Source organism: Deltaproteobacteria bacterium, from assembly GCA_016234845.1.
Classification (GTDB): Bacteria; Desulfobacterota; Deferrimicrobia; order Deferrimicrobiales; family Deferrimicrobiaceae; genus JACRNP01.
Map to the genome: position 1 here is coordinate 1 of JACRNP010000076.1, position 22,112 is coordinate 22,112.

The window sequence follows — 22,112 nt, forward strand, 5'->3', positions numbered from 1 at the left end:
CGCGGGGCAGGAGAAGGAGCGCGCCGCCGTGGCGCGCGAGCTCCACGACGAGTTCGGCCAGGTGCTGACGGCGCTCGCCCTCGACGCGGCGTGGCTCCGGGACCGCCTGAAGGAAGCCGATCCCGCGGCGTCGCGGCAGGCCCAGTCGATGTGCGGCATCATCGACAAGGCGATCGACGAGGTCCGCGGGATCGCGACCCGCCTTCGGCCGGGCGCCCTCGACAACCTCGGGCTGGTGGACGCGCTCGACTGGTATATACGGGACTTCGAGAAGCGCTCGAGGGTACGATGCTTCTATCGCCCCCGCGGCGTTCCGCGGATCGCGGACAAGGCGGCGACCGCCGTGTACCGGATCGCCCAGGAGGCGTTGACGAACGTGGCGCGCCACTCCGGCGCGACGCGGGTGGACGTCTCGCTCCGGGTGGAGGAGGGCGTCCTCCTTCTTTCGGTGGAGGACGACGGGAAGGGATTCGACCCGGGGCGGCTGGGCGAATCGAAGGGGCTCGGGGTGGTCGGGATGCGGGAACGCGCGTCGCTGATCGGCGGGGCGCTCTCGATCGGCTCCCGCCCGGGCGGGGGGGCCCGGATCGACCTGCGTCTCCCGCTCCGCATCGCGAAAGGGGAAACGGCGTGATTCGCGTCCTGCTGGCCGACGACCACAGCATCGTCCGGGACGGGCTGCGCCGCCTGGTCGACGGGGCGGGCGACATGACCGTGGTGGCGGAGGCGGCGGACGGCCGCGAGGCGATCCGGAAGGCGGAGGAGACCCGGCCGGACGTGGTGGTCGTCGACATCTCCATGCCCGGGCTGGACGGACTGGAAGTCGTGGAACGGATCCACGACGCGCATCCGAAGACGGCGATCCTGGTTCTGACGATGCACGAGGAGGAGCAGTACGTGGTCCGTGCGTTCGGCGCCGGAGCCGGCGGATACATCACCAAGCGGGCCGCGGCCGACCAGCTGATCCGGGCCATCCGCAAGGTGAAGGAGGGCGGGAGGTACCTGAGCGACGAGGCGGCGGAGGCGCTCGCCCGGCGGATGGGGAAGGGACCGTCGGACCGCACCTCCCTGGACGCGCTTTCGACCCGGGAGATCCAGGTCCTGCGGGGACTTGCCCTCGGCAGGAGCAACCGGGAGATCGCGGAGGGGTACGCCATCAGTCCCAAGACCGTCGACACGTACCGTTTCCGGCTCCTGAAGAAGCTGGGGCTGCGCAACAACGCGGAGCTCACCCGCTTCGCGATCCAGAACCGGATCGTCGAGCCGTGAACGTCGGTCGTTCGGCCGCGTGTAGGTAAATCCCCTACAGGAAAATCCAAACCGCACCGATGACCCCGTTCCGCCTCCCTTGATATAATTTCCGTCGCGGGAAGGTCGCGTGGACCGTATCCGGACCGGTACCCGCAACAGCGGGAACGTTCGCCGGCTCTGCGGCGGATTTCCAAAGGAGGAGATCATGAAGGGAACTGCAGGCAAGGCGTTCATCATCGCCGTGGCGATCCTGTCTCTGGCCATAACGGCATCCGCCGGCTTCGCGGCGGAAACCGTCAAGGTGGGCATCCTGCTCCCCCTGACCGGTTCTCAGGCGAAATTCGGGGAGATCGAGAAGCGTTCGTTCGAGATGGCGGCCGAGGAGATCAACGCAAAGGGCGGTGTGAACGGGAAGAAGATCGAGCTGCTCTTCGAGGACGATACCGGGAAGCCGGACATCGGGCGATCGGGGATGGAGAAGCTGATCTCCCGGGAGAAGGTGCCCGTCATCACGGGCGGCTACTCCAGCTCCGTCACCGCGGCGGCGGCGCCCGTCGCGCAGCGGTTCCAGGTGCCGTTCGTCATCTGCACCGGGTCGGCCGACGACATCACCGAGAAGGGATACGACTACGTCTTCGAGCGAATACCCGAACGCGGTGGAGTCGTTCCTGAAGGAAGTGGCCAAGGACGTGAAGACCGTCGCGCTCCTTTATGAAAACAGCGCGTTCGGCCAATCCAGCTCGAAATCGTTCGAGGAGGACGCCAAGAGGCTCGGGCTGAAGATCGTCGTCAAGGAGGGGTACCAGGCCGGCGCGATCGACTTCAAGCCGATCCTCACCAAGGTCAAGGCGGCGAATCCCGACATGATCTACATGGTTTCCTACGTCATGGACGCCTCCCTGCTGATGCGCCAGTCGAAGGAGCTCCGGATCAACCCGAAGATGTTCGTCGGCGGCGGGGCCGGGTTCACCCTCCCCGAGTTCGCCAAGAGCGCGGGCGACGCGGCGAATGGCGTATACTCCGCCACGCTCTGGATCGAGACACTGCCGTTCCCGGGGGCCAAGGCGTACTTCGACAAGTTCAAGAAGAAGTACGGCTCCGAGACGGAGTACCACGGCGCGGAGGCGTACGCGGCGATGTACGTCGTCGCGGACGCCCTGAAGCGGGCGAAGAGCATCACCCCCAAGGACGTTCGGGAGGCCCTGACGAAAACGGATATGAAAACCGCCTTCGGGCCGGTCAAGTTCATTTCGTACGGCAAGAAGACCCAGCAGAACAAGCTCGACACGTATCTGGTCCAATGGCAGAATGGGGAACTGGACGCGGTGTGGCCGAAGAACGCAGCCACGAAGAAGTACATCTACCCGACGCCGCCCTGGGACAAGCGCAAGTAGCGGTTCCCCGCGGGTTTTCCCGCGTGAGGCCGCCGGGCGGGTCGGTTCCTCCATCCGCCCGGCGGCTGTGATCAACGGTTCGATCGCATCGGCGTCCGCGGGCGCCCGTGCCCGGCCGGACAGGGCGGAGACGGAATGGACGTTTTCCTGCAGATCATCGTGGCGGGGCTCCTCAAGGGCGGGCTGTACGCCCTGATCGGGATCGGGATGACCCTCATCATGGGCGTCATGGGGATCATCAACCTGGCCCACGGACAGCTGATGATGCTGGCGATGTACGTGACATTCGTCCTCAACGCAATGGGGGTGGACCCGTACATCTCCCTGTTCGTCGCCATGCCCCTCCTGTTCCTGCTGGGAGTGGCGATCCAGAGGTTCCTGCTGAACCCCCTCATCAAGGCGGACACGATCCTCCCGGAGAACCAGGTGCTCATGACGGTGGGGATCGGGATGGCGCTGACCGAGATCGTCCGGTTCATCTTCTCGTCGGACTACAAGTACATCACCAGCACGTATTCCAACCAGACCTTCTTCCTCGGGAACATCTCCTTCAGCAGCGCCCTGACGATCGCGTTCGGGATCGCCGTCGCCTTCACGGCGGCGATGTTCTTCTTCCTGATCAAGACGGACCTGGGGCGGTCCATCCGCGCGACCGCCCAGGACAAGGACGCGGCGACCCTCATGGGGGTGAACACGGGGCGCATCACGGTGATCACGTTCGGGCTGGGGGCCGGGCTGGTCGCCGCCGCGGGGTGCCTGCTCGCGCCGGTGTACTACATCTTTCCGGACCTCGGGGGGCCGTTCACGGCCAAGGCGTTCATCATCACCATCCTGGGCGGACTCGGGTCGACGGTGGGGGCCATCTTCGGGGGGGTGACGCTGGGGCTGGCCGAGAGCATGGGGGCCACGTACTTCGGGATGGAGTACGAGGACATCATCGGGCTGACCATCTTCGTGCTCGTGCTCCTCTTCCTGCCGGGCGGCTTCAAGCGCCTGACGAAGATATAGGAAACGGGCGCCCCGTGAAGAAGAACCTCCCCCCCCTGGCCGTCGTCGCCCTGGTCGCCGGGCTTCCGCTGGTCATGAAGGACAACTACTACCTGCACCTGATGATCCTCTTCCTGATGTGGGTCGTCATCGGATCGGCCTGGAACCTCATCGCGGGGTACACCGGGCAGGTGTCGTTCGGGGACGCGGCCTTCTTCGGCTGCGGGGCGTACACCGCGGGGCTGCTGGCGCACCACCTCGGGGTCTCGACCTGGTGGGGGCTGGCCCTGGGGGGATTCACCGCCGTCGCGGTGGGCCTCCCCTTCGGGTGGATCTGCTTCCGGATGCGCGGCGCCTATTTCGCGCTGGCGACGCTGGCGCTGAACGAGGTCCTGCGGCACGGCGCGACGATCGCGGAAAAATTCACCGGCGGCATGGTGGGCATCCTCATCATGCCCTCCTTCACGTCGAAGGTCCCCTACTACTACATCGCCCTGGCGATGGCGGTGGCGAGCCTCGCGAGCCTGCAATGGGTCGTTCGCTCCAAGCCGGGGTATTACTTCGTCTCCATCCGGGAGGACCAGGATGCGGCGGAGAGCCTCGGGATCGACACGCACCTCTACAAGATGCTCTCCCTGGCGTACGCGGCCTTCTGGACCGGGATCGCCGGAGCCCTCTACATGAACTACATGGGGTTCATCGACCCGCACGTCGTCTTCAACCTGCACGACATCTCCATCATGGCGATCCTCGTCGGGATCGTGGGCGGCGTCGGGACGGTCTACGGCCCCGCCGTCGGCGCGTTCGTGATGGTCGCCGTCCAGGAGATGTTCCGGTCCGGTTTCTTCGGCCTCTTCAAGTGGCTGGGCGACGCCTCCGGGTCCGAGGGGCTGGTGCAGGTCGCCAAGGTGCTGACACAGGCGCACGTCCTCGGGTTCGGGATCCTGGTGGTCGTGGTGATCCTCGTCCTTCCCAACGGGATCGTCGGGGACTGGCCGAAGATCCGCAGGCGGGTGTTCCGGCTCGGCACCGGGACCGGGAGCTGAAGGGGAAAGGGATGGCGTACTTCCAGGTCGACAGGCTGGTGAAATATTTCGGGGGGCTGGCCGCGGTCAACGGGGTGTCCTTCGAGGTGGCGCAGGGGGAGATCTTCGGGCTCATCGGACCCAACGGCTCCGGGAAGACGACGACCTTCAACATGATCAGCGGATACCACCGGCCCACCTCCGGGAGGGTGCTCTTCGAGGGGAGGGAGATCCACCGGCTGCCGACGCACAAGATCTGCCACCTGGGCATCGGAAGGACCTTCCAGGTCGTCAAGCCCCTGGGGCGGATGACCGTCCTGGACAACGTGATCGCCGCCGCGTACTCCCGGGTGGGGACGCATCACAAGGCGATGGAAGAGGCGTTGAAGACGATCGACTTCTGCGGCCTCACGCCGGTCAAGGACGTTCTGGCGAAGGCGCTGCCGATCGCCGGGCGCAAGCGGCTGGAGATCACCCGCGCGATGGCGACGAAACCGAAGCTGCTGCTGCTCGACGAGACGGCGGCGGGGCTAAACCCCTCCGAGCTCGTGGAGGCGATCGACCTGATCCGGAAGATCCGGGCGAGCGGCACCACCATCGTCATCATCGAGCACATCATGCACGTGATCATGACGATCTCCGACCGGATCCACGCGATCAACTTCGGCCAGACGATCGCCGAGGGGACGCCGAAGGAGGTCGCGGCGAACCAGGCGGTGATCGAGGCGTACCTGGGGACCGACTATGCTTAAGGTGTCCGGAATCGACGTCTTCTACGGCGACCTCCAGGTCCTCTGGGACGTCTCCTTCGAGGTGCGCGACAAGGAGATCCTCGTCCTGGTCGGAGCCAACGGCGCGGGGAAATCGACCACCTTGAAGTCGATCTCCGGCCTCCTCAAGCCCCGGAAGGGGACCATCGAATTCGACGGCGTCCGCCTCGACCAGCTTCCGCCGGACCGGGTGATCGGCCAGGGGGTGGTCCACGTCCCGGAGGCCCGGCGGCTGTTCCGCGAGATGTCGGTGGAGGAAAACCTCATCATGGGCTCCCTCTCCCCGGAGGCCCGGAAGAAGCGGGCGCAGACGATGGAGTGGGTCTACGAGCTTTTCCCGCGGATGAAGGAACGCCGCAAGCAGGCCGCGGGGACGATGAGCGGCGGGGAGCAGCAGATGTGCGCCATCGGCCGCGGGCTGATGGCCCTGCCGAAAGTCCTGATGTTCGACGAGCCGTCGCTGGGCCTCTCCCCGATCCTCGTGCAGGAGGTCTTCCAGATCGCGAAACGGATCAACGGGGAAGGGGTCACGGTCATGCTGGTGGAGCAGAACGTCCGCCAGACGCTGGCGATGTGCGACCGGGCCTACGTGCTGGAGAACGGCCGGGTCGTCCTGCAGGGAACGGGGAAGGAGCTGCTGGCCGACCCGCACGTGAAAGAGGCATATCTCGGGATCTGACGCGCCCGTACCGTAACTCCGCCGGCATTCGACCGCCGCTGCATCCGCTCCCGCGGCCCCTACCGGAATTTCGCTCCCCCCTTTTTATTCCGCCCAGTGCCGATTTGTTCTAAGCTGTTCTCCGGAATCTAGGGAGGAGGACGGCGATGCGCATCGAATGTCTTTCCGCGGATCTACGCAAGGTCAAGGCGGACATGGTCGTTGCGACCCTGTTCGAGGGGGAGAAGCGTCCCTCGGGGGTCGCCGCTGCGCTCGACGCCTCCGTCGGCGGGGCCGTCTCGGCCGCGGTCGCGGCGGGAGATTTCACCGGGAAGGCGGGGGAGACGTTCTTCCTCCGGCCCGCGAAGGGCGTCGCCTCGACGCGCGTCCTGGTGGTCGGCCTCGGGAAGCGCGACCGGTTCACTCCGGACTCGGCGCGGCAGGCCATGCTGCCGGTCGTCCGGACCGCGGTGAAACTCAAGCTCTCCACCGTGGCCTCCGTCGTCCCCTGCGCGGGGGAGAGGGGAGTCCCCGCGGCCGCGCGGTTCGCCGCCCTCGGAGCCGCGCTGTCGTCCTTCGAATTCGACCGGTACCGGTCCGAAAAGGACCACCGGATCGCCCGTTTCCTCTTCGTCTGCGCGGAAGGGAAATCGTTCCCGGAAACCCGTGCGGCGGTTTCGCGGGGCGCCCGCCTGGGGGAGGCGATCAACTGGGGGCGTAATCTGGTCGCGACACCCCCGGGGGAGCTCAAGCCCGCCGACCTCGCCCGTGCCGCGAAGGGCGTCGGGAAGGGGATTTCCCGTTCCGCGGCGGCGAAGATCCGGGTCCGCGTCCTCGGGGTTCGGGAACTTGCGGCGATCCGCGCCGGGGGGATCCTCGCGGTCGGGAAAGGGAGCCAGGCGCCTCCCCGCCTCATCGTGGCCGAATACCGCGGCGGGCGCCCGGGCGGGCGGTGGACGGCCCTGATCGGGAAGGGCGTGACGTTCGACACCGGGGGCATCTCCCTCAAGAAGTGGGAGGGGATGGAGAAGATGAAGTACGACATGGCCGGCGGCGCCGGGATGCTGGCCACGATCCGGGCGCTGGCCGCGCTCGGGGTTCCCCGGAACGTGGTCGCCGTGGTCCCCGCCGTGGAAAACATGCCGTCCGGGACCGCGTACCGGCCGGGGGACGTGCTTCGAACCATGTCCGGAAAGACGGTCGAGGTGCTCTCCACGGACGCCGAAGGCCGGCTGATCCTGGCGGACGCGATGACGTACGCGGTGCGGAGGTACAAGCCGGAGTCGATGATCGACGCCGCGACCCTGACCGGCGCGTGTCTCGTCGCGCTGGGGAGCGTGAACATGGGGATGATGGGGAACGACGGGAAACTCCTGGCATCGATGCGGTCGGCCTCGTCCCGCTCCGGGGAGAAGGCGTGGGAACTGCCGCTGCACGAGGAGTACCGGGAACAGATCAAGAGCGAGATCTCGGACCTGAAGAACATCGGGGGACCGGAGGCGGGGACGATCACGGCGGGATGGTTCCTGCGGGAGTTCGCGGGCGATACGCCGTGGGTGCACTTCGACATCGCCGGAACGGCGTGGATCGACAAGGAGAAGCGGGGGTACGCCCCCGGTCCCTCGGGCGCGCCGGTGCGACTCCTCGTCGAATTCCTGTCGCCCTCCCGGGGCTGAGACGGAGAGTCCGCATGCCAGGGAAGCCGACACTCGATCCGGAAAACCGTACGTACGTGAGTTGCCCCCGCTGCTCCGTGCAGATCCCGGCCGACCTCCCGGTATGCCCCTTCTGCCGGCAGCCCGTGGCGGCGCCGCCGCCCGCGGCCCCCAAGGACATCCGCGAGCTCCTCGTGGTGCCGGATCGGTTCCCCGCGGCGAAGAAATATCTCCGGGAGCACGGGAAGTGGGTGAAGATCGCGGCGCCGGCCGTCGCGGCGGTCGCGGTGCTCTGGGTCGTCTTCCTACTCGTCACGCGGCTGACCGTGACGATCCCGGCGGACGCGACGTTCCCGATCGAGGTGGCGCGCGAGAAGAACGGAGGGGTCGTCCTGCTGAAGGGGAAGCTTACGAACCGGGGCGAGGACGTTCCGGACCTGTCCCTCCGCTCCATCGGCATCACCGCGGAATTCCGGATGGGCGACGGGAGGGTGGAACGGAAACGGGTGTTCCCGAAATCCCCGTTCCGGGGGGAGGGAGCGCTTTTCCGGGGAGAGTCGGGCGACTTCGAGCTCGAGGTCCCGAAAGAGGCGAAGGAAGTCATCCTCCGCGCGGAGGTCGTGAACCTGGGGGAGGACCGCCAGTTCGTCCCCGCGGGACAAAGGTCCTCCCGCCCCCCCGCGAAAAGTAGGCGGTGACCCACTCCCGCGTGAGGCGGCACGGGGGGGAGTTGCGGCGCATCGTCCACTCCCGCAGCGCCAGCAGATCCTCGTACACGTCCACGTCCCGCTCCGGCGGGAGGAAGGAAAAGGGCGCCTCGAGCGACCGGCATCGTTCCGCGGCCTGCGCCAGGACCTCCGGCGTGCTCCAGGAGATCCCCCCGAACGGGCGGATGTCCGGAGAGGAGAGGCCGACGAGATAGAACCCCCCGTCCGTCGAGGGGCCGAACACCACCGCCGCACCGTCCCGGATCTCCCGGAAAGCCGACCGCACCGTATCCGCCGAAAGCGCCGGGCAGTCCGCGCCGACGATCGCCACCCGTCGCGCTCCGCCCCGGAACGCCACGTCCGCCGCGTTGTCCATCCGTTCGCCGAGGTCCGACCCCGTCTGCGGCAACCGTTCGAAGCGGGCGAACGGCGGCCACTCGAACCGCTCCATGCCCGGGAGGGGAGCGAGGAACAGAATCCGCCGGACTCCCCGCAGGGAGGACATCTCGGCCCCCGTGTCCGCGAGCATGCATCCGTACAGCGCGGCCGCCTCGCGGGCGGCCAACGGGGGGCACAGGCGGGTCTTCACCGCCCCGGCACGCGGGATCTTCCCCATCACGATGAGCGCCTCGTCGCACCGCATTCCCTCTCTCCACCCCCGGGGCCCATTGTAGCGCGGAGGCGGGGAGGGCAAAATTGCCAATGCCGCCGAAACGGAATACAGTACGGTGGGCTCCTGCACCCGCATCCCTCGCCAGGGTTCGACGCAGCGGAAGCCTGGTGAGGAATATGGGTCATACCGGCCGGAGGGGATTCTTGACGCGGCACCACGGGGTCTTCGCCCTTGCGGTTCTCCTTCTGTTCCCGCTTCCCGCGCGGGCCGTCGCGGATGCCGGCGCTCGCGATTCCCGTGCGATCTCCGCCATCGACGCGGCGGCATCCATCGGGGGAGATGCCGCCGCGTCGGCCATCGTCCCGTATCTCCGGGAACGGGACCTCGCGATCCGAAACCACGCGATGCGGCGGCTGGTCGAGATCGGGGAACCGGCGGTCGGCCACCTGCTGTCGGCGCTCTCCGACGAGAGCGCGCGGTGGTCCGCCTCCGGCGCCCTCCTGAACATCGGCGCCCCGGCGGTCCGGAAGACCGTTCTCGCCGTAAGGGACCCGAACCCGGCGGTCCGTCGCGGAGCCCTCTTCATCCTCCAGCAGCTCGAGGTCGTTTCCGCGTCGCCGTCGATCCAGGGGGCGCTCTCGGACCCCGACCCGACCGTCCAGGCGCAGGCGATCCGCGCGATGGCCCATTTCCGGGGCGAGGGGGCCCTCCGGTTGATCCTCACGAAGGTGGAGAGCCCGAGCGCGGCGGTCCGGGACGTCGCCATCGATTCCCTGGCCCGCTTCGGATCGGAAGCCGTTCCGTCCCTCCGGTCGCTCTACCGGCAAGGGTCGGAGGAAACGCGTGCCGCCGCGGTGAGGTCCCTGGGCGCCGTCGGGACCGGCGACGCCCTCGGTCTCGTGCGGTCGTCGCTCAAGGACCGATCGGTCCTCGTCCGGTACTACGCCTGCCGGACGCTCGGGGAGGCGGGGGACGCGGGGGCCGGCCCCGCCCTCGTGGAGATGCTTTCGGATCCGGACCCCACGGTTCGCGAGGCGGCGGTGGAGGCGTCCGCACGGATGCCGGAGGCCGTGCAGGAGCAGCTGTTCGAACTCCTCCGGCGGGGATCCGTGACGCAGAAGATCGAGGCGGCGAACGTCGCGCGGAAGGCGCTGTACCGTCCCGCCGTACCGCTTCTGATCGCCGCGATGCGGGATCCTTCCCACGAAGTCTGCCTCTCCGCCGCCGCGGCCCTGATGGTCATCGCCGATCCTTCCTCGCTGGAAGCGCTGGTGAACGGCCTGGGCGACGCGAAGATCCGATGGGTGTGCGTCGTCGCGCTGCGGCAGCAGGGGAAGGCGAGCGTCCCCCACCTCCTTCGGCGGACCGGCGACCCCGAGCTCGACTACTGGAAGCAGCACGTGCTGGACGGCATGGGGGAGGGGGCGGTGGAGGGGTGCGCCGACGAACTGGCGAAGGGGAAGGACACCGGCGCGAAGAACGTCGCCCTGTGCACCCTCCAGCAGATCCGGGACGCCCGGGCCGCGTACCCGGTGGTCCGCATGATGGGGGACCCGCAAGTCGGGCGGCTGGCCGTCTTCCTGGCGTCGAAGATGGGCGAGGTGGCCGTCGAACCGCTCCTCCTGTCCCTTCGGGACGAGGACCCGGTCATCCGTGCCCGGGCGGTCGAGGCGCTGGCGGAGATGCGATCGGCCCACGCGGAGGCGCCTCTCCGCGGGATGCTCGGGGATCCGGATCCGATGGTGCGGGATGCGGTGGAAAAAGGGCTGGACGTCCTCTCCGGGAAGTAGCCCCCCTTGTCAGCGGCCTCCGCCGCGGGTACAATTCTCCACTTTGCCGTTTTCGAACCGAAAGGGAGCGACATGGGAGCGAAGGTCAGCAAGGTGCTCAACATCGGCCTGCCGAAGGGAAGCCTGCAGGATTCCACCCTGCACCTGTTCCGGAAAGCCGGCTTCACGATCGACGTGGGGTCGCGCAGCTACATCCCCTCGATCGACGACCCGGAGCTCTCGGGCCTCCTGATCCGGGCGCAGGAGATGGCGCGGTACGTCCAGGACGGCATCCTCGACGTGGGGCTCACGGGGCGGGACTGGGTGCTCGAGCAGAACGCCCGCGTCAAGGAGGTGTGCCCTCTGCTGTACGCCCGCGGGGGGCTGCGTCCGGTCCGCTGGGTGGTGGCCGTCCCGAACGATTCCACGATCCGATCCGTTGCGGATCTGCAGGGGAAGCGGATCGCGACCGAGCTCGTGCAGTTCACGCGGCGGTACCTGAAAGGGAAGGGGGTCGAGGCGCAGGTCGAGTTCTCCTGGGGTGCGACGGAGGTGAAGGCGCCCCGGCTCGCGGACGCCATCGTGGAATTGACGGAGACGGGGAGCAGCCTCCGGGCGAACAACCTGCGGATCGTGGAGACGATCCTCGAATCCACCACCGTGCTGATCGCGAACCGGGAGTCGTGGAAGGACCCGTGGAAGCGCCGGAAGATCGAGAACATCGCGATGCTCCTGCAGGGCGCACTCCGGGCGGAGGAGAAGGTGGGGCTCAAGATGAACGTCCGCCGCGCGGATCTCGACCGGATCCTGAAGGTCCTCCCGGCGCTGCAGAATCCCACGATATCGACGCTCTCCGAGGCCGGGTGGTTCTCCCTCGAGGTGATCGTGGACGAAAAGACGGTCCGGGATCTGATCCCCGTGCTGAAGACGGAAGGGGCGGCCGGGATCGTCGAATATCCCCTGAACAAGGTCATTCCATAACGAACCGGACGATCCCGAAGTCGGCCGGGCCGCTGGAACGGCTCCTGTCCGATGGGCGCGGGGCGGACCTTTCCCCCGACCCGGTCCTCTTTCCCCACCGGTACGCCGACCCCGGGGACGCCGAGGCGGCTGCATTCATCGCCGCCACGTTCGCGTTCGGCGGAGTCCTCCAGATCCGGCGGTTCCTCGACCGCCTGTTCGCCGTCCTGTCCCCGTCGCCCCGGGCCGCCCTCGTCGCGCGCACTCCGCTTCCCCCCTCCGCGGTGGCCGGCATGGCCCACCGCTTCATATCCCAGGAGGGAGTTCACCGGTTCCTGCGCTGCCTCCGCGCGGCGTACCTGGCCAACGGGACCCTCGAGCGTCTCTACCTCGCCGGGAGGGGGGGGGAGGAGCCGGAGCTGCGCCGGGACCTCTCGCGATTCCTCGCCTGGTTCCGGTCCCGATGGGGGGACGCCCTCCCGGCCCAGCGCGACTTCCTTTTCCCGCGTCCCGAGCGCGGTTCGGCGTGCAAGCGCCACAACCTGTTCCTCCGATGGGTCTCCCGCGGGGCGGACGGGGTGGACCTGGGGCTGTGGACGGCGGTAACGCCCGCCGACCTCATCGTCCCCCTGGACACCCACATGGCCCGCTTCGGCGGCTGGCTCGGGCTCACCTCCCGCAAGACCCCGGACTGGCGGATGGCGGAGGAGATCACCGCGGCCCTCCGGTCGGTCTGTCCGGACGATCCGGTGAAGTTCGACTACCCCCTGACCCGGATCGGAATCCTCGGGTCGTGCACCCGCTCCCGAAGGGGAGTCTGCGGCGACTGCCCCGTCGCGCCGCTCTGTTCCCGGAAAGCGTCGGTGCGCTCCCGAAAATGATATTGCCCCTCCTTCGTCCTCTGGGATAGATTTGATAGCAGCCGCGCGTCCGAGACGCGGACCGAGGAGGCCGAACATGGCGGAAAAAAAATTGAAAATCGGCGAGATCCTGGTTTCCTCCGGGGTGATCCGGGAAGAGCATTTAAGCGACGCCCTGCGGAGCCAGAGCCAGCTCGGCGGGACGCTCGGGGAGAATCTCGTCCGGATGGGGTTCCTCTCGGAGGGGGCCCTGCTCCAATCGTTGTCCGACCAGCTGGGGATGCAGCACGTGAACCTCGCCAAGGTGGAGGTCCCGGCGGCGGTCCAGCGTCTCGTCCCGCTGGAGACGGTCCGCCTCCGTCGCCTCCTCCCGATCGGCTTCGAGGGAAAGCGGCTGGTGGTCGGGATGGTCGATCCCACCGACCTGTCCGCGCTGGGGGAAGTGGAGTTCCAGTCGGGCCACAGCAACAAGCCGGTCATCCTTTCCGCGACCCAGTTCGAGCAGGCGCTCGCCTTCTTCCAGGAGCACGGATACGGGACCGCCACCCTGAAGATCGACCCCGAGAAGGAGTCCGCCAGGCACGCCAAGGTCGAGAACAACCTGGCCAGCATGCTGACCGTGCTCCTTTCCTGGAAGGGGCAGGATCTCCACCTGTCCGCCGGCGCGATCCCGTCGATCCGGGTGGACAACGAGATCCGGCGGCTGAACCTGCCGGCCCTGAAGCCCGCCGAGATCGAGCAGATGATCCTGGCGATCCTCACGCCGGAGCAACGAAAGGCGTTCCAGGACAACCTGGAGCTCGATTTCGCCTTCTCCCTCCACGGCGTGGGGCGGTTCCGGTGCAACCTGTACCGCCAGCGCAACTCCATCGCGTTCACCGCCCGCCACGTGTCCGAGAACGTCCCGTCGGCCGGCGAGCTGGGAATCCCCGATTTCCTCCGCGAGTACTCCCTGAAGAACCAGGGGCTCATCCTCGTCACCGGGCCCAACGGGCACGGGAAGTCGACCACGCTCGCGTGGCTCGTCGAGACGATCAACCGGGAGCGGCGGTCGAACATCATCACGATCGAGGACCCGGTGGAGTTCACGCACCGCCACAAGAACTCCAACGTGAACCAGCGGGAGGTGGGGACCGACACCCTGTCGTTCGCGGACGGACTGCGGCACATCTTCCGCCAGAACCCCGACGTGATCGTGATCGGCGAGCTCCGGGACTACGAGAGCATCTCCATCGCGCTCACCGCCGCGGAGACCGGCCACCTGGTGATGGGCACGCTCCATTCCATGAACGCCACGGCGGCGGTGGACCGGATCGTGGACTCGTTCCCGGCGAACCAGCAGCCGCAGATCCGGGCCCAGCTCGCGGAGTCGCTCCTCCTCGTCTTCTCCCAGCGGCTCCTCAAGCGCGCCTCCGGGACCGGACGGGTGCTCGCGTGGGAGAAGATGGCGACCTCGCTCCGCGTGCGGAACGCCATCCGCGAAGGGAAGGCCCACCAGCTTCGGGGCATGATGCAGGCCAACGTCGAGGAGCTCGTCTCCATCGACTGGACGCTCGCCGACCTGGTCGTCGCGGGGAAGGTGAAGTACGAGGAGGCGGTGAAGTTCGCCGACAACCTGACCTACCTGAACGAGCTCCTGAAGGTCCGGGGGGCTTTCAAGTAGGTTTCTTGCGACGCCCGGGGGACGCCCGGGGAGGAGGGGGCGGCCCCATGATCGGGAAAAAGATCCGGATGGAACGGATCCTCGACCGGAACACGCGGCGGACGGTGATCGTGCCGCTGGACCACGGCATGACCGTCGGCCCGATCCCCGGGCTGGTCCAGATCCCCCCGGCCGCGAACCTGATCGCGGAAGGGGGCGCGAACGCGGCGGTCGTCCACCGAGGCGCCGCGATGTTCGGACACCGCGGGTACGGGAAGGACCTCGGCCTGCTTCTCCACCTCTCCGCCAGCACCACCCTCTCCCCCGACTCGAACCGGAAGGTCCTGGTGGCGACGGTGGAGGACGCCCTGCAGATGGGGGCCGACGGCGTGTCGATCCACGTGAACCTGGGCGCGGACGACGAGGCGCGGATGCTGCGCGACTTCGGCTCCGTGTCGAGCGCGTGCCAGCGGTGGGGGATGCCGCTCCTCGCGATGATCTACACGAGGGGGCCCAAGATCCGGAACGAGTTCGACGCGCGGTACGTCCGCCACGCGGCGCGGGTGGGCGCCGAGATGGGGGCCGACATCGTGAAGGTTCCCTACACCGGATCGCCCGAGACGTTCCGGGAGGTGACCGAGGGGTGCGCCTCCCCGGTGGTCATCGCGGGCGGGGAGAAGATGGAGAGCGACGAACAGGTGCTCCGGATGGTGCACGACTCGGTCTCCGCCGGCGGGGCGGGCGCGTCGATCGGCCGGAACGTCTTCCAGCATCGCTCGCCGGCGTCGATGGTGGCGGCGATCGTCGCCATCGTGCACGAGGGCGCCACCGTCAAGGAGGCGCTCGGGCGGATAAAGGCGAGGCCCCGGTGACCGTTCCGCGCCTCTGGGCCCGCGTCATCCCCTGGGACAAGGAGGTGGCGGTCTCCGCGCTCGAGTCGGGGGTCCCCGCCCTCTGGGTCCCGGACGGGTGCGCCTCGCAGGCCCGCGCGCTCGGGCGGGTCGTCGCCGTCTGCGCCGACGGGGACCTGCGGGAGGGAACCGACTTCCGGGTGACCCGGATGGACGGGAAGGAGGACGAATCGCGGATCGCCGCGTCGTCCCCAGACGCGGTCTGGGTGGTGTATCCCGCGGAACGCGAGATCATCCCCCTCGAAAACCTGGTCGCCTGGGGCCGCAGGATCCTCGCCGTGGCGAAGTCCCCCGAGGAAGTGGCTCTCTACCGGGGCGTCCTCGAACAGGGGGTCCACGGGCTGGTCCTATCCTGCCCCGACCCCGCCGGGATGCGCGCGCTCGCGGCCGCCGCGGGCGCGCGGGCGGAAGACGCCGCCCTCGTCGCCGGGGAAGTGGCGGAGATCGTTCCGCTCGGGATGGGGGACCGGGTGTGCGTGGACACGTGCACCTGGATCGAGGGGAGCCGCGGGATGCTGGTCGGGAACGGCAGCGCGGGGCTGTTCCTGGTCTGCGCGGAGAACGTCCCCAATCCGTACGTCCTCCCCCGCCCTTTCCGCGTGAACGCGGGCGCGGTCCATTCGTACTGCCGGGTGCCCGGCGGCCGGACCGCCTACCTCTCCGAACTGGCCGCCGGATCCGGCGTCCTCCTGGTCGACGCATCGGGGAAGGGGGAGGTCGCATGGGTCGGCCGGGTGAAGGTGGAGCGGCGCCCCCTGGTCCTCATCCGCGCGGTCGCCCCGTCCGGGAACGAGCACTCCGTGGTCCTTCAGAACGCGGAGACGATCCGCCTCGTCGGCCCGGGCGGAGCCGCGACGTCGGTGGCCCGTATCGCCGTCGGGGACCGGATCCTGTTGATGGAGGAGCGGTCCGGCCGTCACTTCGGCGTTGCCGTCGAGGAGACCATTCGGGAAAAATAACGAGCGGGACGGTCCGGCGCGAGGTAAACTGTCCGTATCGGCCGACAGGGCGGGTTTTCGGAAGGAGGGCGTATGTTCGGACTCGGGTTGTCGGAGCTTCTCGTGATCCTCGTCATCGTGGTGCTGCTCTTCGGAGCGGGGCGGCTCCCGCAGATCGGCGCGGGGATCGGCGAGGGGATCCGGAACTTCAAGAAATCGATGAAGGACGACAAGAACGAAGTCGACGTCACGCCGACCAAGGGCGACGCCGCCAGGAAATAGCGCTTTACCGGTTGTCCCTGGCCTCCAGCCTGTAGCTGTCGATGTTTTCCGGCGCGTCGAAGAACAGCACCATGAACGGGACCGATTTCCCCGGCGGAACGTGCATGTTCGCCAGCCCGTCGCCCAGCGGGTTCGAAAGCGACTTGATCATCGCCTCCCGGTTTCCCTTCTTCAGCGTTTCGACCGACACCGTGTTCCCCGCGTAGACCGAGCTTTCCGCGAGCGTCTTCCCGCCCGCGTCCTGCAGGGCCGCGAGAATGCGGATTCCGCTTTTTTCCGTGGAGGACTGGTTGGCCACCTGCCCCTTGATCACGAGGATCCTCCGGGAAGAGGCCCCGCTCTCGTAATACCCGATCACGTTCGTCACCTCGTACCGGGAGGCGGCCGTCGTCCCGCCACCCCCCCCGAGCAGCGCGGCAGCGCCCGGGGCGACGCTCTCGAGCGTCTTCCGGCCCGACGGGGTGAGTCCGAGGTACCCTGCGGCGACCAGCGCGACCGCCAGCAATACGGCCGCCCCCGCGACGGCGGGCGAGAGGGAGGACGCCGGCCGCGACGGCGCCGGGGCCGCCGGAGCGGCCGCCTCCCGCGGAGGCCGCCGGGCGCCGGCATCCGGCGCCGGTTCCGCCTCCCGGAACGGGGGAACGTCGACCGTGGACTGCTCCCCCGGCGGCGTGACGTTCCCCTCGATGGGAAGTTCCTTCTCCGCGGCTTCCGCCTCCGGGGGCGGCGCCGGCGTCATCGCGGGCTCCCGAAGCGATGTCGCCTCCAGGTCGATCGGGTCCGCGGAGATCGCGAACGAGATGTCGGCCACCGGCGGAGGTTCGGCGACGCGGTGCCCCTCTTTCAGGAAGTCGAGGGTCTCGGAGTCCGTGAGCAGGAAACCGCCTTCTCCGAAGGCGGTGGGAGGCTCCTCCGGCGGCGGTTCCACGATCGATCCGACCGGCGGAAAGGCCGGTTCCTCGTCCGCGGCGTGGATCGCCGGAAGCCCGGCCTCGCCGCCCGGCGACGATTCCGGAGCCGCCGGCGCGCCCGCTTCCGGCTCGCCGGGGTGCGTGAGCGTGTGGGGTTCGCCGGGCGCAAGGAACCGATCGAAAGCGAGATCCACCTCGTCCTTTCCTTCCGCCATCGGGGGCGGTGGCGTATCGTCCCGGGGCGGGGCGGGGAACGGGATCAGGTTGTCCTGGGACGGAGGAGGCGCGGCCGGAGGAAACAGGTCGGCGGCGGAATCGCGAAGGGCGGAACTCAAGTCGAGCCCCCCCTCGGGGCCCCCCTCCGGCAGGACGGTGCCGGTGCCGCCGTCCTTGAGGACGATGATCCCATCGCCGCACTTGCGGCACTTCACCCGGGCGCCCCTGCCCTTGATCTTCGACTCGTCGAGGCGGAACCGCGCATGGCAGGTCTGGCACTCGATGATCATGCTGCTCCTCCCGAGAATGATCTGGTTACGGAGTCCCGGGCAGGTCGAAGATGTCCGGCAGCCCGCGGCCCGATTCGGCGTGGTCCATCCCGTACCCGACCAGGAACCCGCCGCCCGCACGGAACCCCGTGAACTCCACGATGATGCCATCCTCCCTGCGCGCCCGCTTGTCCACCAGCACGCAGAAGCGGACCGAGCGGGCCCGTTTCCGCTCGAAGTGGCGGCGCAGGAACCGGACCGACCGGCCGGTGTCCACGATTTCCTCCACCACCAGCACGTCCCTCCCGGAAACGTCCGTCTCGACGTCCTTCGTCAGGCGGATCCGGGCGCCGGGAGAGACGCCTCCCCGATAGCTCGCCAGGCGGACGAAGTCGATGGCGACGGGCACGGTCAGCGCGCGGGCGAGGTCCGCAAGGAAGAAGACGGAACCTTTCAGCACGCCGACCAGGACCGGCTCCGACCCCTCGTACGCGCGGTCCACCTTCCGGGCGATGGCGCGCACCATCCGCCGGATCTGCGCCGCCGTGTACCGCGGACGAAGGGTTCGCACTTCCCGCAGGCGATCCACCCTCCGACTATAGGAAATTTCCGCCACCGACTCAAGGAGCCGGTTTTTCAAGGATCGTTCCGCGTCGGCGCTCCCCCAGCGCGCACAGCAGGATCCCCACCTCGAAGAGGGCGTACATGGGGAACGCGACCAGGAGCTGGGACACCGCGTCCGGCGGCGTGAGCACGGTCGCCAGAAGGAGCGCGCCGAGGACGGCCCCCTTGCGCCACTTCCGCAGGAATCCCGCGGTGAGGACTCCCCCCCGGCCGGCGAGAAAGAGCGCCAGCGGCAGCTCGAACATCACCCCGAAGATGAGAAGGAGCCGCAGGACCAGCGACAGGGAGTCCTTCATCGACGGCATGGGGACGACGATCGTTCTGCCGAACGACAGGAAGAACGACAGGATGGAAGGGATGGCGACGTAGTACGCGAACGACATCCCCGCGAGAAAGCCCACGGTGGACCAGGCGGCGAACACGGCGACGAGCTTCCGCTCCTTCCGGTAGAGTCCGGGGCTGGTGAAGCGCCACGCCTGGTAGAAGATGACGGGCGACGCCAGCACGAATCCGCCCCAGAGCGCCATCTTGAAGTAGGTGAGGAACGCCTCGGTGAGCTCGGTGAAGATCAGGTGGGAGTCGGCCGGCAGCGCGATGGTCAGCGGGCGGAGGAGCCGGCGGTAGATCTCCTCCGCGTAGTTGTAGCAGATCCCCGTGCCGATGCCGAAGGCGATCAGGGCGCGGATCATCCGCTTGCGAAGCTCGTCGAGGTGTTCGGTGAGGGGCTGGCGGATTTCCTCGGGGGCCGAAGACAACGGCGGTCACCCCTGCCGGGGTGTCGTCTGGTTTTCCGCGGCGGCGGCCGGCGGGGGAACCGGGACGTCCTCTCCGGACGCCTCGGCGCGTCCCGTCGCGGGACGGGTTTCCGCCGTATCGACGGGAACCTCCTTCCCGACGTCGTCCGCACCCGCGATGTTCGGGGATACGTTGGCGGCCTCCGGCGCCTTTGGAGGCTCCGCCGCCTCTTCCTCCTTCACCGCGTCCTCGATTCCCTTGCGGACCTCGTCGGACGCCTTCTTGAACTCCGCGATCCCTTTCCCGAGGCTCTTGGCGAGATCCGGAAGCCGCTTCGGACCGAAGAAGATGAGGACCACCACGAGAATGATGATCATTTCCTGGAAGCCGATGCCGAACATGCCTTCCCCTTCGCAAACCGATGTGCTGTTTGGGACCGTCATCCACTATACCGCGCCGTCGAAAGGATTTCCACGACGCCCAGCCCGCATTTCTCACCAGGCTTCTGCTGCGTCGGCGGATACGGGCATGTCTACTGCGTTGTGCCCCTCTTCCCGCGTTCGGGGTACCCCAGGGAGCGTACTTTGTACGGGAGTGGGGCGCTCGGTCGGGCTCCTCAGCGTAGTGTCGACTACGCCTCCGGGGCCCTCGGTCGCGCGCCTTGTATCCACGCCCGTCTCCACCGCCTCGCGACGAATCCTGGTGAGAAATGCGGGCTTGGAATTGTCCGAACGGATAAACGGATATCCGATCGGTCCGAAGCCGCGTCGGATCGTCCCCTCTCCGCCCCCGTAACCTCCCGAATCGAAAAGAGTCCGGGTCGGGCACGGCATTTGAAGAAGATCCGGCGGGATTGTCCGATTCCCCACCCCGGAGGAGAAACGCCTTGTTCCTCGGCATCGACGTCGGATCGATCAGCATGAAGTTCGTCCTGCTCGCGGGCCCCGCGCAGGGGGATCCGCCTCCCGCGATCCGCGGGAAATTCCTGTCCCCGGACCCGGTTCCGCTCGGCTCCGCGGGCAGGGGATACCTCCTGTCGTACGACCGTCTGCAGGGGGACCCGGTGCGGAAAGTGCCCGAGCGGCTTCGGGAGTGGATCGGGATCCTGGGCGAGGGGCGCGTCAAGGCGGTCTCGATCACGGGAAAAAGCGGCCGCCAGCTCGCACCGCTGGTCGGCGGAGCGTACCAGAACGACTTCCGCTGCCTGGTCAAGGCGGTCACCGCCGCCCACCCCGACGTCCGCACGATCTTCGAGATGGGCGGGGAGAACGCCAAGGTGGTTCGCCTCGAGCCCGCCGGCGGGACCGGGACGCTCGGGATCAAGGATTACGACACGAACGGCGACTGCGCGGCGGGGACCGGATCGTTCATCGACCAGCAGGCCCACCGGATGAAGACGAAGGTGGAGAACATCGGGGAGATGGTGGCCCACGCGGCGAACGCCGCCCGGATCCAAGAGCAGCATCAACAAGGGGAAGGACCCGCGGCCCAGGATCGCGCTGGTGGGGGGGCTCTTCGAGAACTCCGGCGTGGTCCGCGCGATCCGGGACGCGTTCGGGCTCGAAGCGGACGCCGTGATGCTCCCCCGCGGTTTCGCCCACATGGGCGCCCTGGGCGCGGCGATGGCGGCCGCGGAGCGGGACCGCGCGCAGGACGACTGCCGTGCATACGGGGTGCGCCCCGCGGCGGATACCCCGTCGGAGGAGACCGCGTTCCCCGCGTGGGCCCCGCTCTCCACGGAGAACGTCGTGTTCCTGCGCGACCGGGTGCAGCCGCCCCCGCCCGTCCACGGGCGTCCCGAGGTCTTCCTCGGCATCGACATCGGCTCGGTGTCGACCAACTTCGCGCTGGTCGACTGGGAGGGGAACCTGCTGAAGGAGATCTACGTCCGCACCCAGGGGCGCCCGGTGCAGGTGGTGACCGACGGGCTGTCCGAGCTGTGGAACGAGTTCGGCGACACGATCGCCATCCGGGGCGTCGGGACCACCGGGTCCGGCCGGGAGCTGATCGGCGAGCTGGTCGGCGCCGACACGGTCCAGGACGAGATCACCGCCCACAAGACCGGGTCCTCCTTCATCAGTCGGCGCTACTTCGAGACGTCGGTGGACACGATCTTCGAGATCGGCGGGCAGGACTCGAAGTTCATCGGCCTCGAGAACGGCGTGGTGACCGATTTCGCCATGAACGACGCGTGCGCCGCGGGGACCGGTTCGTTCCTCGAGGAGCAGGCGGAGCGGCTCGGCATTCCGATAAAGGGGGAGTTCGCGGCGCTTGCGCTCTCCTCGAAGGCCCCGGTCCGGATGGGGGAGCGGTGCACCGTGTTCATGGAGCAGGACCTGAACAACTACCTGTACCGCGGGGCGCGCAAGCCCGACCTGGTGGCGGGGCTGGCCTACTCGGTCGTGATGAACTACCTGAACCGGGTCGTCCGGGGACGGAAGATCGGGGAGACGATCTACTTCCAGGGGGGAACCGCGTACAACGACGCGGTGGCGGCCGCCTTCTCCCAGGTCCTCGGGCGAAAGATCATCGTCCCTCCGCACAACGGCGTGATCGGCGCGATCGGGATGGGGCTCCTCGCCCGGGACAAGGCGAGGGCCACGAAGGTCCCCACGAAGTTCCGCGGTTTCGACCTGTCGAAGGTCGACTACAAGCGCCGCGAGTTCGTCTGCAAGGGGTGCAGCAACTACTGCGACATGCAGGAGATCCGGATCGACGCCAGCCGGACGTACTGGGGCGACAAATGCTCCGAGAAGTACCGCAAGGCCGCCCGCACCGACACGAAGCCGGTGATCGAGGACCTCGTGGCCCGGCGGAACGAATGGTTCGACCGGCTGGTCGCCGGGACGCCCGAGAAGGGGGTGCGGGGCACCGTCGGATTCCCCAGGGCCATGTATTTCTTCGAGCGGTTCCCCTTCTGGAAGGGGGTCCTGAC

General features: G+C 68.2%; 23 protein-coding genes. 18 read left to right on the top strand and 5 right to left on the bottom strand.

The features are described from left to right. The 10 genes from HZB86_05760 to HZB86_05805 form a co-directional block, all read left to right on the top strand. Positions 1–634: sensor histidine kinase (locus tag HZB86_05760; GenBank protein ID MBI5905039.1), on the top strand; the 634-nt coding region annotated here is incomplete at its 5' end. Beyond that, a complete protein-coding gene (locus HZB86_05765) occupies positions 631–1,269 on the top strand; it encodes a response regulator transcription factor (GenBank protein ID MBI5905040.1) in 639 nt (212 codons plus the stop codon). The genes HZB86_05760 and HZB86_05765, both read left to right, overlap by 4 nt. Positions 1,270–1,456: 187 nt before the next feature. After that, positions 1,457–1,966 (top strand): ABC transporter substrate-binding protein, encoded by a 510-nt coding sequence (locus tag HZB86_05770; protein MBI5905041.1) that lies wholly within the window; start codon positions 1,457–1,459, stop codon positions 1,964–1,966. Further along, the gene (locus tag HZB86_05775) at positions 1,908–2,645 is read left to right on the top strand and encodes an ABC transporter substrate-binding protein (GenBank protein ID MBI5905042.1); all 738 of its coding nucleotides are present in this window, start codon (positions 1,908–1,910) and stop codon (positions 2,643–2,645) included. The genes HZB86_05770 and HZB86_05775 overlap by 59 nt, the downstream gene beginning before the upstream one ends. A 135-nt stretch (positions 2,646–2,780) precedes the next feature. Continuing rightward, entirely contained in the window at positions 2,781–3,653 is an 873-nt protein-coding gene (locus HZB86_05780) for a branched-chain amino acid ABC transporter permease (GenBank protein ID MBI5905043.1), read from the top strand. A gap of 74 nt (positions 3,654–3,727) precedes the next feature. Next, on the top strand, positions 3,728–4,678 hold the full coding sequence (locus HZB86_05785; protein ID MBI5905044.1) for a branched-chain amino acid ABC transporter permease: 951 nt from the start codon (positions 3,728–3,730) through the stop codon (positions 4,676–4,678). Between the two features lie 11 nt (positions 4,679–4,689). Next, a complete protein-coding gene (locus HZB86_05790) occupies positions 4,690–5,409 on the top strand; it encodes an ABC transporter ATP-binding protein (protein MBI5905045.1) in 720 nt (239 codons plus the stop codon). Further along, on the top strand, positions 5,402–6,106 hold the full coding sequence (locus HZB86_05795; GenBank protein MBI5905046.1) for an ABC transporter ATP-binding protein: 705 nt from the start codon (positions 5,402–5,404) through the stop codon (positions 6,104–6,106). The genes HZB86_05790 and HZB86_05795 overlap by 8 nt, the downstream gene beginning before the upstream one ends. Before the next feature lie 146 nt (positions 6,107–6,252). Next, positions 6,253–7,761 (top strand): leucyl aminopeptidase, encoded by a 1,509-nt coding sequence (locus HZB86_05800; protein ID MBI5905047.1) that lies wholly within the window; start codon positions 6,253–6,255, stop codon positions 7,759–7,761. Between the two features lie 14 nt (positions 7,762–7,775). After that, positions 7,776–8,438 carry an RING-HC finger protein gene (locus HZB86_05805; GenBank protein ID MBI5905048.1) on the top strand — a complete coding sequence of 221 codons (663 nt, stop codon included), beginning with the start codon at positions 7,776–7,778 and terminating at the stop codon, positions 8,436–8,438. Here HZB86_05805 and HZB86_05810 read toward each other — a convergent pair. Further along, the gene (locus tag HZB86_05810; GenBank protein ID MBI5905049.1) at positions 8,341–9,090 is read right to left on the bottom strand and encodes a TIGR04282 family arsenosugar biosynthesis glycosyltransferase; all 750 of its coding nucleotides are present in this window, start codon (positions 9,088–9,090) and stop codon (positions 8,341–8,343) included. The two genes, HZB86_05805 and HZB86_05810, sit on opposite strands and share 98 nt — an antisense overlap. Before the next feature lie 173 nt (positions 9,091–9,263). Between HZB86_05810 and HZB86_05815 the strand changes: the two genes are divergently transcribed. The 7 genes from HZB86_05815 to tatA (HZB86_05845) all read left to right on the top strand — a co-directional run bounded on the left by HZB86_05815 (position 9,264) and on the right by tatA (HZB86_05845) (position 16,422). Beyond that, complete coding sequence (locus HZB86_05815; protein MBI5905050.1) at positions 9,264–10,850, top strand: HEAT repeat domain-containing protein; 1,587 nt, start codon at positions 9,264–9,266, stop codon at positions 10,848–10,850. A 72-nt stretch (positions 10,851–10,922) separates the two neighbouring features. Continuing rightward, positions 10,923–11,810, top strand: a complete 888-nt coding sequence (locus HZB86_05820) for an ATP phosphoribosyltransferase (GenBank protein MBI5905051.1) — start codon at positions 10,923–10,925, stop codon at positions 11,808–11,810. Continuing rightward, positions 11,693–12,670: a TIGR02757 family protein gene (locus tag HZB86_05825; protein ID MBI5905052.1), complete on the top strand. Its 978-nt coding sequence runs from the start codon at positions 11,693–11,695 to the stop codon at positions 12,668–12,670. Before HZB86_05820 ends, HZB86_05825 begins: the two co-directional genes overlap by 118 nt. 76 nt (positions 12,671–12,746) lie before the next feature. Further along, complete coding sequence (locus HZB86_05830; protein ID MBI5905053.1) at positions 12,747–14,312, top strand: PilT/PilU family type 4a pilus ATPase; 1,566 nt, start codon at positions 12,747–12,749, stop codon at positions 14,310–14,312. A 47-nt stretch (positions 14,313–14,359) separates the two neighbouring features. Then, on the top strand, positions 14,360–15,163 hold the full coding sequence (locus HZB86_05835) for a class I fructose-bisphosphate aldolase family protein (protein MBI5905054.1): 804 nt from the start codon (positions 14,360–14,362) through the stop codon (positions 15,161–15,163). Next, positions 15,160–16,161 (top strand): 3-dehydroquinate synthase II, encoded by a 1,002-nt coding sequence (locus tag HZB86_05840; GenBank protein ID MBI5905055.1) that lies wholly within the window; start codon positions 15,160–15,162, stop codon positions 16,159–16,161. Before HZB86_05835 ends, HZB86_05840 begins: the two co-directional genes overlap by 4 nt. Positions 16,162–16,233: 72 nt before the next feature. Beyond that, entirely contained in the window at positions 16,234–16,422 is a 189-nt protein-coding gene (gene tatA / locus HZB86_05845) for a twin-arginine translocase TatA/TatE family subunit (GenBank protein MBI5905056.1), read from the top strand. A gap of 4 nt (positions 16,423–16,426) precedes the next feature. Here tatA (HZB86_05845) and HZB86_05850 read toward each other — a convergent pair whose 3' ends face one another. The 4 genes from HZB86_05850 to tatA (HZB86_05865) form a co-directional block, all read right to left on the bottom strand. Continuing rightward, a complete protein-coding gene (locus HZB86_05850) occupies positions 16,427–17,839 on the bottom strand; it encodes a zinc-ribbon domain-containing protein (GenBank protein MBI5905057.1) in 1,413 nt (470 codons plus the stop codon). Positions 17,840–17,864: 25 nt separating this feature from the next. Continuing rightward, the gene (gene hpt / locus HZB86_05855; GenBank protein MBI5905058.1) at positions 17,865–18,344 is read right to left on the bottom strand and encodes a hypoxanthine phosphoribosyltransferase; all 480 of its coding nucleotides are present in this window, start codon (positions 18,342–18,344) and stop codon (positions 17,865–17,867) included. A 94-nt stretch (positions 18,345–18,438) separates the two neighbouring features. After that, complete coding sequence (gene tatC / locus HZB86_05860) at positions 18,439–19,197, bottom strand: twin-arginine translocase subunit TatC (protein ID MBI5905059.1); 759 nt, start codon at positions 19,195–19,197, stop codon at positions 18,439–18,441. Positions 19,198–19,203: 6 nt separating this feature from the next. Next, positions 19,204–19,578 (bottom strand): twin-arginine translocase TatA/TatE family subunit, encoded by a 375-nt coding sequence (tatA, locus tag HZB86_05865; protein ID MBI5905060.1) that lies wholly within the window; start codon positions 19,576–19,578, stop codon positions 19,204–19,206. A 1,101-nt stretch (positions 19,579–20,679) separates the two neighbouring features. Here tatA (HZB86_05865) and HZB86_05870 point away from each other — a divergent pair. Then, positions 20,680–22,112: hypothetical protein (locus HZB86_05870; GenBank protein MBI5905061.1), on the top strand; the 1,433-nt coding region annotated here is incomplete at its 3' end.

Bases quoted from the DNA above. Each gene is read 5' to 3' on its own strand.
- HZB86_05770 (MBI5905041.1), top strand. From the start codon at position 1,457: ATGAAGGGAACTGCAGGCAAGGCGTTCATCATCGCCGTGGCGATCCTG.
- HZB86_05780 (MBI5905043.1), top strand. From the start codon at position 2,781: ATGGACGTTTTCCTGCAGATCATCGTGGCGGGGCTCCTCAAGGGCGGG.
- HZB86_05785 (MBI5905044.1), top strand. From the start codon at position 3,728: ATGAAGGACAACTACTACCTGCACCTGATGATCCTCTTCCTGATGTGG.
- HZB86_05790 (MBI5905045.1), top strand. From the start codon at position 4,690: ATGGCGTACTTCCAGGTCGACAGGCTGGTGAAATATTTCGGGGGGCTG.
- HZB86_05795 (MBI5905046.1), top strand. From the start codon at position 5,402: ATGCTTAAGGTGTCCGGAATCGACGTCTTCTACGGCGACCTCCAGGTC.
- HZB86_05800 (MBI5905047.1), top strand. From the start codon at position 6,253: ATGCGCATCGAATGTCTTTCCGCGGATCTACGCAAGGTCAAGGCGGAC.
- HZB86_05805 (MBI5905048.1), top strand. From the start codon at position 7,776: ATGCCAGGGAAGCCGACACTCGATCCGGAAAACCGTACGTACGTGAGT.
- HZB86_05810 (MBI5905049.1), bottom strand. From the start codon at position 9,090: ATGCGGTGCGACGAGGCGCTCATCGTGATGGGGAAGATCCCGCGTGCC.
- HZB86_05820 (MBI5905051.1), top strand. From the start codon at position 10,923: ATGGGAGCGAAGGTCAGCAAGGTGCTCAACATCGGCCTGCCGAAGGGA.
- HZB86_05830 (MBI5905053.1), top strand. From the start codon at position 12,747: ATGGCGGAAAAAAAATTGAAAATCGGCGAGATCCTGGTTTCCTCCGGG.
- HZB86_05835 (MBI5905054.1), top strand. From the start codon at position 14,360: ATGATCGGGAAAAAGATCCGGATGGAACGGATCCTCGACCGGAACACG.
- tatA (MBI5905056.1), top strand. From the start codon at position 16,234: ATGTTCGGACTCGGGTTGTCGGAGCTTCTCGTGATCCTCGTCATCGTG.
- HZB86_05850 (MBI5905057.1), bottom strand. From the start codon at position 17,839: ATGATCATCGAGTGCCAGACCTGCCATGCGCGGTTCCGCCTCGACGAG.
- hpt (MBI5905058.1), bottom strand. From the start codon at position 18,344: ATGGTGCGCGCCATCGCCCGGAAGGTGGACCGCGCGTACGAGGGGTCG.
- tatA (MBI5905060.1), bottom strand. From the start codon at position 19,578: ATGTTCGGCATCGGCTTCCAGGAAATGATCATCATTCTCGTGGTGGTC.